The following is a 13280-nucleotide window of genomic DNA, read 5'->3' as shown; positions in this document are numbered from 1 at the left end:
AAAAGTGGCTTGTCCGTTAAGACGTTTGGTATTTTATTAATTTTACTTTCAAGGTCAAGTACCGCATCAAAAAAAATCACGCAAACCTAAACATTATCTTTATCAGATGCACGCACTAAGGTGCGGGCTGTCACTTTGCGACAATACGCTCCCCAAAGCGCGGGGGCTTTGATACAGTAGGGAAAGTTAATAATAAGAATGTCTTTATCATGTATAAATTAATCACGGTGGCCTTGTTTTATTGTGCTTTAACGGCCTGCTCATCATCTTATGATGAACCCGAATATGAGGTGCAGTCACAGCAGTTTTACGGCAAAACCACAGAGCAAGGGCAGAAAATATTCGCCTATGTTATTACCGTCAAAGCCAGCCGCAGAGAAATGCTCGACCCGGATGAACCCATTACTCGCCGTGAGTTTGAACGTTATGCTGAAAAGGAGTACTTCGAAGAATCGCGGGTGCTGAAACTGGAACTTGAAGATCAAGGTGCCGCAGCCCTAAAAAAAGAGCTCGATGAGCGCCAGTATTGCCCCGGTGACTATGAAATAACACAAGTGCTATGGCGTGATTTAAGTGTGCAGTTGCGCGGTGAGTGCCTGTAATGAGTCGAGCTATTGCAGCGCTGGAGGCGCTTTTTACGGCTTTGGATATTACTTGTGAGAGGCTCTCTCACCCGCCCTTAGCCACGGCACAAGCGGCCGACAACATTGCCTTAGAGCGCCCTGGAGTGAGGCTAAAAAATCTATTTTTACGAGACAACTATGGCCGCCGGCATTTTTTACTGATCACCGCCCATGACGCGCAGGTGGATCTCAAAGCGCTTTCTAAAGCGCAGCAAGTATCGCGTCTTGGCTTTGCATCGAATGAGCGGTTAGAGCGTTACTTAGGCGTACACCCCGGGTGTGTATCAATGTTGGCATTGATGAATGACCCTGAAAATCAGGTCGAATTATGGCTAGATGAGGCCATTTGGCAGAACACTCCACCTGGTACGCTTTATCACTGCCATCCTTTTGACAATCGTTATACTTGGCTGGTGGCCAAGCAGGACTTACTGCGTCTGTTCAGGCATTGGCAGCATCAAGTGCAGGTTTTGTCGGTCCCCAAACGTTGTGGCACGGCGATGAGTAAGTAGCCACATAGACACACAAGTAGTAAACACCCTAAAAAAGCACGCTCACCATAGGCTTGATACAACAACCCGGGAACAAACGAGCCCAGTGCGCCGCCGCTGTAGTAAAAAGACACATACACTCCATTGGTGAGGCTGGCGCTGGCGCTGCTGAGGCGGTTTACTAGCGGAGCCGCGGTGGCATGAATAATAAACATCGATGCACAAAAACAGGTAAAGGCAACGAGGAAAACCGGCAAACTATGCCAAAACATCAGCGCAATGGTGGCGCTGTAGCCTAAAAATACCGTGGCCAATAAACTGAAAATATTCGCACAGCGTTTTTGCAAATAGGGAGTAACAAAGGTCGTTAACGCTCCTAATAGGTAACCGCTATAAACTAAACCAATATTTTTGGTATTGGTCATGGCGTAGGTACTGCGCAAAATAAAGGGCAAATAATTCAACAGCGCTGCAAAACAGAAAAACATACAAAAAACACTGGCGTAAAGCGTAAGTATGCGCGTATTTAACAGTGCGCTAAGGTTACCCCGCAGTGGTGTATGGGCTTGGCGTATGGGCGCCCGATGGGCGCGAATGCATGCAGCGAGTGCCAACAATAGCAGTGAATTAAGCCAAAAAAAGCTTTGCCAGCTGAGATACTCAGCGAATCCAGCTGCTAAGGCGCGACCTAAAAAGCCACCAGCAATGGTACTGCCAATATAACCACTCATTTTTTTGCTCACATCTGCGCCTTGGTAGCGTATCGCAATACTGGCCGTCATCGCGGTGAGTGCGGCGGGCAGTGCCAAACCTTGAATTAATCGCAGCGCTTGCAACTGCCAAAATTGCTCGGTGAGTGGTATCAAGGCGTTGGTTAAGGCGAGCGTGACCATCACTACTTGGAGCACCCGGTATAAGTTGCGGCGATTGAGAATGACACCATAAAGTAAAGGAGCAATGGCCAAAGGGGCCATGGTCAGGGTCATGAGCGAGCCAGCAGTGGCTGGGGATACTTGATAGTACTGTGCGAACAGCGCCAAAAGGGGTTGTACGGCGTAAAGAATAAAAAAAGTAAAGACCGAGCAGGTCAGTAACAACCAATAAGACATAAACCCAAGTACATAAAATGAGTAGCTGCAGCGTCAGTGTATCATAAGTTCAGGGGCAAACCTTGGCTTGCGCTTAGTCAAAGTTTCTCGCAATCACTTCTGTTACTGTCATTTCCGAAAATGATGAGTAAAATAACCTTATTCAGTTCGTATTTTACAAGTGATAGTTATGGGGTCATTACAAGATCAGCTTCTTAAAGCCGGGCTAACCAACGAGCACAAAGCTAAACTGGCCAAGTCGGAAAAGCGAAAAGCACAAAAGAAAAAGAAGAAAAAAGGCGCCACTAGCGACCAAAGTGATTTGCAAAAGCACATTGAGCAAACCAAACAAGCGCAGCAAGAAAAAGCTAATCAGCTAAATGAGCAGCGCCAAAAGGAGCTTAAAGAGCGAGAGCAGGTTGCACGGGTAAAACAAATTCTTGAACATCACAATCAAGATGAGATTCGCGGTGAGCTTACTTTCAACTTCACCTACGACAATAAAATTAAAGAAATCGATGTTAATGCACAAACCCAGCAGGCGCTGGCAAAAGGGCGCTTAGCCATTTGCGTATTAGAAGGCCAGTTTTATGTGCTGCAGGATGAGCCAGCCCGTAAAATAGCCGAGGTCGATGAAAAATATATTGTTTTCCATGTGGAAAATGAGGACGACCAAAAAGATGAGGACGATCCGTACGCAGACTACGAAGTACCTGATGATCTAATCTGGTAGTCAAAGGCGACGGCACGAGCACAGTGGTCGGTGGCACTCAGTGTAGGTTAATTCTTAGTTGCTAGGTTTAAGAACATGGGTCTACACTCATTGTTAACATTTTATCTACCGTCAACATAAGAGTAACTACTATGAAAAAACTAACAAAAGTCCTTGTGGGAACTGGTGCTTTAGCATTATCGGCATTAACTATGAATGTTCATGCTGCCGATGGCAAAGCGCTCTACACCGAGAAAAACTGCCACACTTGCCACGGCGCCGATGGTAAAGCACCGATCATGCCTTTGTATCCTAAACTAGCAGGGCAGAACAAAGAGTATATGGTAGCGCAAATGAAAGATATTAAGTCTGGCAAGCGCAACAATGGCATGTCGGCGGCGATGAAAGCCATGGTAATGAACATCAGTGATGCGGAGTTTGAAGCCATTGCCGAATACCTTGCCAACGTAAAATAAGGTCATTATTTTAAAAAAGCCATCGTAGGTTTGCCTGCGGTGGCTTTTTTTATTGAATGACACCCTAGAAGTGTTTAGACTTCTATACATCTATTTTAAGTGGAGTAACTCATGAGTGTGATCCCGACATTACCCCCGTTAAGCGTACGCGATAAGGTCAGTGATCAAGAGTGGCGTTTACGCGTTGATTTGGCGGCGTGTTATCGCTTGGTTGAGCATATGCGTTGGGGCGATTTAATTTACACCCATATGTCGGCGCGTATTCCCGGCACTGATGAGTACTTGGTGAATGCATTTGGCCTGAGCTTCGATGAGGTGACTGCCTCTAATTTAGTGAAGGTGAATCTGCAAGGCGATATTCTTGACGACACGCCCCATCAAATAAACCCAGCGGGCTTTACTATTCATAGCGCCATTCACGAAGTGCGCGATGATGCCCACTGTGTAATCCACTTGCATACCAAAGAAACCATCGCTGTAGCCAGTGTTAAGGGTGGCTTGCAGCCTTACAGCCAGCACTCTATGTTCTCATTGCCATCATTGTCGTACCACGAATACGAAGGGTTGGCAGTGAATGACGAGGAAAAGCAGCGCTTACAACAAGACTTAGGCACTACTAACCATATGTTGTTAGTGAATCACGGCGGGTTAACCGTCGGGCCAACGGTGGGTGATGCCTTTATGCGTTTCTATGACTTGCAGCGGGCGTGTGAAATTCAAGTGGCCATGCAAAGTATGAATCAGCCACCTACGCCTGTGCCCCAGGCTATTATCGATAATATTTATAATCAAGCGAATGTGGTCCATAGCGGCAGCACCGGCGGGCAAAAAGCGTGGCCAGCTATGCTTCGTAAAGCGTATCGTCTTGACCCTAGCTTTGCTGAATAACAAGGATAAGCCATGAAAGTAAATCGTGTAGAAATATTTGATATTCACTGCCCAGAGCGCCCAGCTTGGACACCCGTATTTGTGCGTATTCACACCGATGAGGGGATCAGTGGTGTAGGTGAAGCAGGCTTGGCTTATGACTTGGGGCACAGCGCTGCAGCAGCGATGATTAAAGAAATGGCGGATGCATTTTTAATCGGTCATGACCCATTCCAAACGGAACTGTTATGGTCGCGGATGCTGCGTGAGAGCTTTTGGGGGCTCGGTGGCGGGCCGGTGGTCTACGCCGCCATGAGTGCGATAGATACCGCGCTTTGGGATATCAAGGGTAAAGCTTTGGGCTTACCTGTATACCAATTATTGGGCGGCAAGGTGAATGATGAACTGCGTACTTATGCGTCGCAGTTACAGTTTGACTGGGACAGCGAATTTAAGGCCTTAGTGCAGCCGCAAGAGTATGCTGAAGCCGCACTTAAGGCGGTGGCGCAAGGCTACGATGCTGTGAAAGTGGACCCAATTCAATATGATAAACAAGGGAACACTTACTACGATCGCACTAAGATCATCGACCGTGGCGAGATGAAACTGTACCGCGCGCGGATGCAAGCCATTCGTGAAGCGGTGGGGGACGAGGTGGATATTATTTTTGAATGTCATAGCCTGCCCGGAGCAACATCGGCAATTCAGATTGGTGAAATCGCTGAAGAATTCGATTGTATGTATTACGAAGAGCCGGTGAATTATCTCAACCATTCTTTGCATGCAAAGGTGGCAGACAAAGTCGCCGTGCCCATCGCCGGTGGTGAGCGTTTATATAACCGCTGGGGTGTACGCCCTTATCTTGAAGATCAAAGTATTGACGTACTGCAACCGGATATTGGTTTGTGCGGTGGCTTTACCGAGACTAAAAAAGTCTGTGACTATGCCGATATCTTCGATGTGCGTATTCAAGCGCATGTGTGTGGCGGGCCAGTAGCTACGGCGGCGTCCTTGCATCTAGAAAGTGCGATTCCGAACTTTTTAATTCACGAGCATCACACCTATGCCATTAAAAAGTGGAACCGCGAGCTGTGTATTCAAGACCCGCAGCCAGTGAATGGCAAGTTTAAGGTCAGTGAAGCGCCAGGTATTGGCATAGAGCTTAATGATGAGGTCGTGATGCGCTCATCAAGAGTTGAAGTGAAGTAGCTTCACTGGATACAAAAAAGGCCAGCCTATGCGCTGGCCTTTTTTGTTTTTACTGGCATTGCAGCTGTGGTGCCGCGACTAGGGTGTCGCTATTAAGGTGATGGATATAACACTGGTCTTTATCGCGCATAAGCATAAAGCGATCGGGCATGGTGATTTGTTTGCCCATGATAGGGTTGCCTTGGCTATCGACCACATTGGGATGGCTTAGTACCAATGAGCTTTGCTGAGTGAACACGCCGCCACTGAGGCGCACCTTATCAGCGTCAAGGATGCGACTGATAATCTCAGCGACTTGCTCGTCTGCGGCATTGACCAGTAGGGTTTGCTTGAGCTGCGAGTCGCTGGTGCTATTGCAACCGGTACTGGTGATAAACAGCATTGACGCCAACAGGGTTGTGATTTTTTTAAGAGTCATAGCCGTTAGTCCTTTATCACTGGCGTCATTATCCGGTTGTTTTGCAACTTGCTGTGCGTGCGGTTGTCGCCGATGGCAGCTGCTCCTGAATTAGCCGCAGCATTGCTAACAGCATAACCTTTTAAGCCAGCTAAAGTGCTTGCTGCAGGGCAGTTACCGGTCGCGCGGTAGCCAAGAGCTGCACTGAGCAAGGCCTCATTACGATCGCCGAGTAAATGATTAAAGTCATCGGCTACAGCGCAGCCTTGCACAAGCACTGGCGCGCGCTCGGTATTAGTAATATTCTGCGGCGCAAAGCCATCGGCATATTCACCAAACCCTTTGTCATTGACGCCAGTAAATTGAATGGTGAAAAAGGTGGTATCGCAATTATCGGTAGGGTAAAAGCCATAAGGCTTGCCACAGGTGCCATCGCCAATGAGCACCACTTCAAAGTTACGGCTATCAGGGATACCCCGTAAGCCGTTAATTAACGCTTCGCTGGCGGAGCACGTATTGCCGGTGGTGAGCACAAATACACGGTTCAAATTAAGACTTGGCAAGGCTGTGCCCGCGCTGATCCCGGAGTCGGGATCGAAGCCAATGTATTCGTCGATAAAAGGAAAGGGGGTTAAGGGATCGCCAGTTACCGGGTTTGTGTCTGGGTTTTTATCATTAAAAATAGTTTGCTCGAATATCACCCCATTGGTGTTATTGCTACCTGCAATCATATACCCAAGCTGAGCCGCCATGGCGAGAAAGCCACCACCGTTGTAGCGCATATCAACCACCAAGTCAGAAATATTGGCGCTGGCGAGTTGATTAACAGCATCAACCAGCTGACGCTCGGCAGGTGCATTGTGATCATTAAACTGCATATAACCAACATTGCCAGTGCCGGTACTGAGTGTGCCCACCTTCATTACTGGGTCTTGGATGAATTGCGCCGAATCTAAGGTAATACGCTGTTGCTGGTTGGAGCCGCGCAGGGTGAAGGTAAACTGTGTTTCAACTCCTGTTTGCGTGGGGAATAAGGCGGCGTTAATGGCGTCGACATTGTCGCTATTGACAACATCCACGCCATTTACAGCGGCGATTTGCCAACCTCGCTCAATGCCTTGGGTGCTCGCATCAGTATTCGGCTCGCTGTAGGTCACCACGACCTCGCGCGGAGGAGTCGCCTTGACAACGCGAAAGTTAAAACCATAGCCTAACACACTGCCACTTTGCTGTTGTTGCTCCCATTCATCGGTGGGCAGGCTAAAGTGAAAGTTATCTTTGGGCGCACCGGACGCGGTGACGTCATTCGTTTTCAGTACATTGAAGTAGTCAATGACATCGGTGATGGACGCGGGATCGCGGTCTTCAATTTCATCGTACCAAAGGTAAGTTTCATTACTCCATGAGCGCAGCCAGTACTTTTGGTCTAGCGCAGCGCATTGGCCTTTAAATTGTTCGGAGTCAGCAAAAACACCGGCTACCCAACCTGTATCGGGGCTAGGGCCTGGGGATGTAGTATCGTCACTGCCACCCCCACAGCCATTTAAGGTGGCTATGATAGCGGCACATAAAGCCGTTCGAAAAGAATGTTTAATGATCATGGAGTTTCGCCTTAGTGTTAGCCTGTAAGTAACTTTATATCAAAGCGTGTAAGACTGTAAAAAGAAAGTTAACTCTTATGATTTATATCGCTTTCTTTTAGTTAAAGCAGTGCATTATACGTTGCTTTGCATTAGCATTAGCGCGATAGTTAATACCCACTACGGACGTGGCTAAGAATAAGCGTAAGGTGTAATAGGTGAGAGCAAAACAAGTCTTTGCGATGGCTATGGTTTTAGCGTTGAGCGGTTGTGCATCAACTGACGAGCAGCTAGCGGATGCAGCGAAGTACCATGACTGGCAGCTTATGTCGGTTGACGGTCAAGATGTGCGCCATCATCAAGCCTCACTCAGCTTTATTGATGCTTTGCAGCTAAATGGCTTTTCCGGTTGCAATGACTTCTTTGCCGCCAGCAATATTCGCGAGCAACGCTTAGAAGTCACTAATCTGGGAATGACCTATAAACAATGTAACGCCGCACTGACAGGCACAGAGCAAGCACTATTGGTGACGTTGAAGTCAGCGCCGATTGTGCGCCTTGGCGAGCGTCAAATGACGCTGAGCGGCGAGCATGTGCTCACCTTCAAGCGCACCACACCTTAAGTGATTAGCGTTTCCAGTTCTTTGGCAACAAAAGGGCGACCTTTGGCATTCACCGCCGTCCCTATTACTTTGGCCTGTAGGGCCACTTTGTCATCAGCACTGCGATAAACATTTTGCACAAAAGCAAATTTTAAGCGGCTTTCGCGCACAACCTCTACGGTAACGTAGAAATGATCCCCCGGCATAAGCGATGCCTTGTAATCCAGCTCGCTACGCAGCACCACCAAGTTGATTTTATCTCTCGCAAGCGCAGCAAAATCAACCCCTTGAGCGAGTAAAAACTCGTGACGAGCATGCTCTAAGTAGTTGAAATAAACACTGTTGTTAACAATTCCTTGAATATCACATTCGTAATCGCGTACTTTCATATCAATACGAAAGGTCATAATCTCAATTCCTATATTTTTATTTGGCGCTGATGCTAGTATGGGGATTACAGTACATCAAGGCGTAAATGAATATGAGTGAAATCGCTATTGTAACCGGTGGTAGTAAAGGAATTGGTCTGGCCATTGTCGAAAAGTTATTAGCGCAAGGGTATCGCGTCTATAACTTGGATATTGTCACGTCGGAGCAAGGCGAGTATCGCCATTGTGATATGCGCGATGTGCCTAGCGTAAAAGCGATCATTGCAGAGATATGCGAGCGTGAGCAAGGGGTTGATGTGTTGGTATGCAATGCGGGAATTCATCGCAGCGCCACCATAGAGCAGACCGATGAAGCGCTGCTGGATGAAGTTATCGCGCTCAACATAAAAGGTGCTTATGCGGCGACCCAAGCCGTGCTGCCCAGTATGCGCAGCGCTAATAAAGGGGCGATTGTTTATATTTCTTCTGACCAAGCACTGGTGGGTAAGCGCAACTCCTTCGCCTACAGCCTATCGAAATCTGCATTGGCTTCGATGGCGAAAACCACAGCACTGGATTACGCCGAGTTTGGCATTCGGGCCAATGCGGTGTGTCCAGGTACCATAGAAACGCCATTGTTCCACAATGCCATCGACAACTACTGCCAGCGCAGTGGCGCTAACAAAGAAGAAGTGGTGGCGCAGGAGTCAGCCATGCAGCCGTTGGGGCGACTCGGGCAAGCCCATGAAGTGGCGAGCCTAGTGGCATTTTTAGCCAGCGATGAAGCTGGGTTTATCACCGGATCACTGCAGGTGATCGACGGTGGTTACACGGCCCAGTAAATGTCGCAACGCCTGTTTGACCCTCATGTGCACTTGTTTGACCTTAGCCGGGGTGATTATCACTGGTTAAGGCGCAAAGGACCGCCATTTTGGCCGCAAAAACAGGCTATTACGCGCAATTTTAAGCAACAGGATTTGCACCTTAAGGAGCCGTTGCAACACTGCGGCGCGGTGCATATTGAAGCCGGTTTTGACAATGCTGAACCCGCTCGAGAGCTACAGTGGTTGGCTGCCTCGGGATTTACTGGGGCCGCCATTAGTCATGCCGCGATTGACCTGGCCCCTGCTGATTTTTCTGAGGCATTAGTCAAGTTACAACATCCCCTATTGCGTGGTATTCGTGATATCACCGAAGGCGCAGATGGAGCGCGATTACTTAACCCCCATTGCATCGACAACGCCGCGCTGTTAGCTGAGCAAGGGCTTATTTTTGAGGCGCAATTTACACTTGCTGATAGCCAATTGTGTAAACGTCTTATTGATTTGGCCATTGCTGTGCCGACTATCAACATAGTCATTAATCATTGTGGCTTGGTGAGTGTGGATGGATGGTCATTATGGCAAGACAACCTAGCGCTATTGCGCAGCTGTGACAACATCTTGATCAAATGCAGCGGCTGGGAAATGTTGTATCCGCATAAGTCAGTGCAGTGGCAGCAGCAGGTTATTAGGTGTTGTATTAACGCGCTGGGCGCTGAGCGGGTGATGCTCGCCAGTAACTTTCCCCTGTGTTTAATGCAGCAAAGTTATCATCAGGTGTGGCAGGGGTACGCCGATATGGTGTTGCCGCAAAAGCACAAACTTATGCACGATAATGCTTGGCAGCTTTATCGCCAGCTATAAAAAAGCCTCTCATTGAGAGGCTTTAGTCAACAAGGTAGGGGATGAGCCTACTGGTTTAGAAGCTGTATTGGGCTCCAAGATAGACAAACCGGCCGACACCACCGCCATATTCACTATCAAAGTTGCCGACGCCATGCTCGACATTATCGCCTGTGTAAGGAATAAACGGGCCTTGGTCGTCAAAAATATTATTTACCCCAGCAAATAGGCGCACGTTCTGATCCCCTTGCAATGCGAGGTTATAAGAAAGCGAAATATCATGGGTGATATAAGAGGGGTAATATAAATATTTTGGCTGCTCTGGATTTTCGACACAGCTATCATCGCCAGTGGCACAATTTGCGGCATTCTCGGCAAAGAGTTCGCGCATGTCTTCAACGCGGTCATGGCTATCAACGATGTCGCTTTTGTACTTGGTGGTCCAACGTACTCGTAAGTCTTCATATGACCAAGTGAGTGAAGCGCGAGCTTTGTCGGTGAAAATGCCAGAATCTAGCTCACCATCGTAGCGATTGACCACTGTGCCGTCGTTACCTTCATAGGTAATGCTGTACTCGGTGACGTGGTTCCAATCGAGCTTTAAGCGCAGACTACCGTACTCGGGCAAGTCGTAACGGTAGTTGATGGCAATATCATAGCCCCGAGTACGGGTTTCGCTCAGGTTAAATACACGCTGCAAAATTTGTGTGATTTGACCATCACTGTCACGGGTAATGTCACCACAGAAACTATTATTTTCACCAAAGGGCACCGAGGCTGAGGCATAACACTCTTGGAGAATATCCTCATTGCCAATTTGTTCGATGGAGTCACTGATTTGGATATCATAATAATCGAACGACATGCCTAAATTAGGAGCGAAATCCGGCTGTACGGTTAACCCTAACGTGTAGGTGTCGGCGGTTTCTTCTTTGAGCAGTTCGTTACCGGTGTTAGGTGAGTAGCCGCTGTTTTCATCTTCAAACACGCCTTCGTTTGCAATCGCTTGGGCAATTCCCGCTTCTTGGCGACAGGCATCATGACCAAGCTCTGTGGAGGTTGCTGTTACGCCATCACAGATATCGCTGAAGCTATCAAAGTCACCGCGTGGTGGCGACATTAGCTCAGTAATGTTCGGGGCTCGCTGTGCTCGAGAGTAGTTGGCACGAACCATATAACCTGAGGCTGGCACCCAGCTAAACCCTGCGCGGTAACTCGCCATGGTATCTATGCCTTCTGGGCTATAGTTGGCAATACGTAGCGAGGTTTCTAAATCCAGAGATTTTGCTAAAGTGGCGTCTTTAAGTAAGGGGATGGAGGCCTCGGCAAAGGCTTCATAAATATCCATATCACCTGAGAAGGTCGGCACTACGTTAAAGGTTACGCCGCCATATCGCTGCTCTTTATTGGTGATCACATCTTGGGTATCGCGGCGGTACTCAAAGCCAAAAGCAGTCGCCACTGGGCCAGCTGGCATCTCGAATAGATCGCCTGTCATATAGCCTTGCACGTTAAGCTGAGTAATATCTGTGGTGATCACGGGAGTGGCCCGGATCCAATCTGCCATCTCTGGTGTAATCGAGCCAATACCGAAAATATTCAGCGGTACACAGCCCTCGGCTCGTGCATCGGCATCTTTACATTGCACCGTGCCATCAGCCAGACGCTCAGAGGCGAGGGCTTGGCGTACACGCACGGTATTTAGCTCATTAAGGCGCTTTTGTTTTTGCTCAAAGGTGCCATAGCCTACCGAAACATCCCAGTCCCACTCATCATTAAAGGCCGTGCCTTTTAAGCCTGCCCAGCTACGAATCGTTTCTCGGCTGTTATCTGTGGTCACTGGGCCGACTTCGGCAAAGCGGCGGTCCCAGTTGATACGGCCTTTCGCATTATCGCGAATTTCATCGGGCAAGAAGGGGTTATCAAGCTCAATATACCCTGGGCTAATTTCACCTGCAGCGCCCGTTAATGGGTCGAGAATGAGTGCATCTGCGCCTTCGTATTCGTCCTCTGGCGACTTCACATTGCGGGAACCAGTTTTGCTGTATTGCACTTGCGCATAGCCGCGAACACTGTCATTCAAATCGTAATCAAATTTAAAGGCGGCAGCGAAGCGATCATTGGGGACTTTAATCTTATCAAACATCTCAAAGTTGATACCATCGCGCTCTTCATTCCAGCCACTTTGTAAGCCATCTGCGGTGTAATAGTAGCCTCCGTCAGCGGCATCTAACCCTTCTTCGAATACCCCGCCATAGGTACCATCGCTGCGCTCTCGCCAATCGGCTTGGGTGATATCACGCATACATTGGTCACCATCGATGGTGTTCATGGCATTACACATTTTACTGGCGAGGTAATCATAACTGGCCTCTATAGCTGCTCGGTCACGGTCCTCCCAATTAATGCCAAATTGACGATCCCATGTGGCGCTAAAAAAGCCGTAGCCTTGGCCATCAGCAAAGGTAAAGCCATGCTCGGCATCTAGAGTAAATTCGTCGCCACCGCCTTCAGGCGTGGTGCCGCCGCGCACTTTAATTTCGCTGCCGACTTTATCTGTTTGGGTGATGATGTTAACCACCCCGGCTATGGCATCAGAGCCGTAGACGGCTGAAGCACCACCGGAAATGACTTCAACACGTTGCACCATACCGGAGGGGATGGTGCCAAGGCTGATATAGTTGCCGCTGTAGCTGTTGGAGACAACGCGACGGCCATCGATCAGGGTTAAGGTGCGGTCAGTGCCTAAGTCTCGTAGGTTTATGGTGGATAACCCGGTATTTTGTACACTAGATTGGCTGTTGGTGTTACTGAATGATTCACTGATCGCGGGTATTTGATCGACTAATATCTCAGATAATGAGCCAAGCCCAGTGTCGTTTAGTTCGTCTTTACCGACGCTGACAATGGGTGAAGGCGTGTCAAAATTGGTACGACGTAGTCGTGACCCAGTGACGATGATTTTTTCAACTTCTTCTGGCTGTTCAACGGTGGCGGGCGCAGCGTTATTTTGTCGCGCTACTTGTTGCTCGTTAGCCACTGCATAGCTGCTAAAACAGGCGCTAATTGCTGCCGCGACTAGACACTTTTTGAGTGGGGTTTTGGAGTAAGACACGATTGTTCCCTTTATTATTATATTCGAGGTGCTGCCGCAGCGTTTTAAACCAATAACTGGGGGGAAATCAGTTTGCCTGCGCGGCAGC

Annotated in this window: 14 protein-coding genes; 9 read left to right on the top strand and 5 right to left on the bottom strand. The window is 48.5% G+C overall.

The window, feature by feature from the left end; all coding sequences use genetic code 11:
• The first annotated feature begins 209 nt into the window (after positions 1-209).
• Together PRUTH_RS10570 and PRUTH_RS10565 are read left to right on the top strand one after the other, a co-directional pair.
• Positions 210-602 carry a hypothetical protein gene (locus PRUTH_RS10570; protein ID WP_151173238.1) on the top strand — a complete coding sequence of 131 codons (393 nt, stop codon included), beginning with the start codon at positions 210-212 and terminating at the stop codon, positions 600-602.
• A complete protein-coding gene (locus tag PRUTH_RS10565; RefSeq protein ID WP_151173237.1) occupies positions 602-1135 on the top strand; it encodes a prolyl-tRNA synthetase associated domain-containing protein in 534 nt (177 codons plus the stop codon). The genes PRUTH_RS10570 and PRUTH_RS10565 overlap by 1 nt, the downstream gene beginning before the upstream one ends.
• Here PRUTH_RS10565 and PRUTH_RS10560 read toward each other — a convergent pair.
• Positions 1081-2223 (bottom strand): MFS transporter, encoded by a 1143-nt coding sequence (locus tag PRUTH_RS10560; RefSeq protein ID WP_151173236.1) that lies wholly within the window; start codon positions 2221-2223, stop codon positions 1081-1083. The two genes, PRUTH_RS10565 and PRUTH_RS10560, sit on opposite strands and share 55 nt — an antisense overlap.
• Before the next feature lie 169 nt (positions 2224-2392).
• On the opposite strand from PRUTH_RS10560, the gene PRUTH_RS10555 reads away from it, so the two are divergent.
• The 4 genes from PRUTH_RS10555 to PRUTH_RS10540 all read left to right on the top strand — a co-directional run bounded on the left by PRUTH_RS10555 (position 2393) and on the right by PRUTH_RS10540 (position 5466).
• Entirely contained in the window at positions 2393-2935 is a 543-nt protein-coding gene (locus PRUTH_RS10555; RefSeq protein WP_151173235.1) for a DUF2058 domain-containing protein, read from the top strand.
• 191 nt (positions 2936-3126) lie between these two features.
• Entirely contained in the window at positions 3127-3390 is a 264-nt protein-coding gene (locus PRUTH_RS10550; RefSeq protein WP_371741525.1) for a c-type cytochrome, read from the top strand.
• Positions 3391-3510: 120 nt separating this feature from the next.
• Positions 3511-4278 carry a class II aldolase/adducin family protein gene (locus tag PRUTH_RS10545; RefSeq protein WP_130148805.1) on the top strand — a complete coding sequence of 256 codons (768 nt, stop codon included), beginning with the start codon at positions 3511-3513 and terminating at the stop codon, positions 4276-4278.
• Between the two features lie 12 nt (positions 4279-4290).
• Positions 4291-5466 (top strand): mandelate racemase/muconate lactonizing enzyme family protein, encoded by a 1176-nt coding sequence (locus PRUTH_RS10540; protein ID WP_022945905.1) that lies wholly within the window; start codon positions 4291-4293, stop codon positions 5464-5466.
• Between the two features lie 49 nt (positions 5467-5515).
• Here PRUTH_RS10540 and PRUTH_RS10535 read toward each other — a convergent pair whose 3' ends face one another.
• Both PRUTH_RS10535 and PRUTH_RS10530 read right to left on the bottom strand, forming a co-directional pair.
• On the bottom strand, positions 5516-5884 hold the full coding sequence (locus PRUTH_RS10535) for a hypothetical protein (protein WP_151173234.1): 369 nt from the start codon (positions 5882-5884) through the stop codon (positions 5516-5518).
• A gap of 5 nt (positions 5885-5889) precedes the next feature.
• A complete protein-coding gene (locus tag PRUTH_RS10530; protein WP_045980553.1) occupies positions 5890-7464 on the bottom strand; it encodes a S41 family peptidase in 1575 nt (524 codons plus the stop codon).
• Between the two features lie 197 nt (positions 7465-7661).
• On the opposite strand from PRUTH_RS10530, the gene PRUTH_RS10525 reads away from it, so the two are divergent.
• Entirely contained in the window at positions 7662-8066 is a 405-nt protein-coding gene (locus PRUTH_RS10525) for an META domain-containing protein (RefSeq protein WP_151173233.1), read from the top strand.
• Here the strand turns inward: PRUTH_RS10525 and PRUTH_RS10520 are convergent.
• Entirely contained in the window at positions 8063-8452 is a 390-nt protein-coding gene (locus PRUTH_RS10520; protein ID WP_045980554.1) for an acyl-CoA thioesterase, read from the bottom strand. The genes PRUTH_RS10525 and PRUTH_RS10520 overlap by 4 nt on opposite strands.
• 74 nt (positions 8453-8526) lie before the next feature.
• Here PRUTH_RS10520 and PRUTH_RS10515 point away from each other — a divergent pair, with 74 nt between their 5' ends.
• Both PRUTH_RS10515 and PRUTH_RS10510 read left to right on the top strand, forming a co-directional pair.
• Positions 8527-9255: an SDR family NAD(P)-dependent oxidoreductase gene (locus PRUTH_RS10515; RefSeq protein WP_045980555.1), complete on the top strand. Its 729-nt coding sequence runs from the start codon at positions 8527-8529 to the stop codon at positions 9253-9255.
• The gene (locus PRUTH_RS10510) at positions 9256-10098 is read left to right on the top strand and encodes an amidohydrolase family protein (protein WP_151173232.1); all 843 of its coding nucleotides are present in this window, start codon (positions 9256-9258) and stop codon (positions 10096-10098) included.
• A 55-nt stretch (positions 10099-10153) separates the two neighbouring features.
• Here the strand turns inward: PRUTH_RS10510 and PRUTH_RS10505 are convergent, their stop codons facing one another.
• Positions 10154-13192, bottom strand: coding sequence for a TonB-dependent receptor domain-containing protein (locus PRUTH_RS10505; RefSeq protein ID WP_151173231.1), 3039 nt, complete (start codon positions 13190-13192; stop codon positions 10154-10156).
• Positions 13193-13280 lie beyond the last annotated feature (88 nt).

Origin of the sequence: Pseudoalteromonas ruthenica, assembly GCF_008808095.1 — a bacterium.
Classification (GTDB): domain Bacteria; phylum Pseudomonadota; class Gammaproteobacteria; order Enterobacterales; family Alteromonadaceae; genus Pseudoalteromonas; species Pseudoalteromonas ruthenica.
This window is presented reverse-complemented; position numbering and strand designations above follow the sequence as displayed.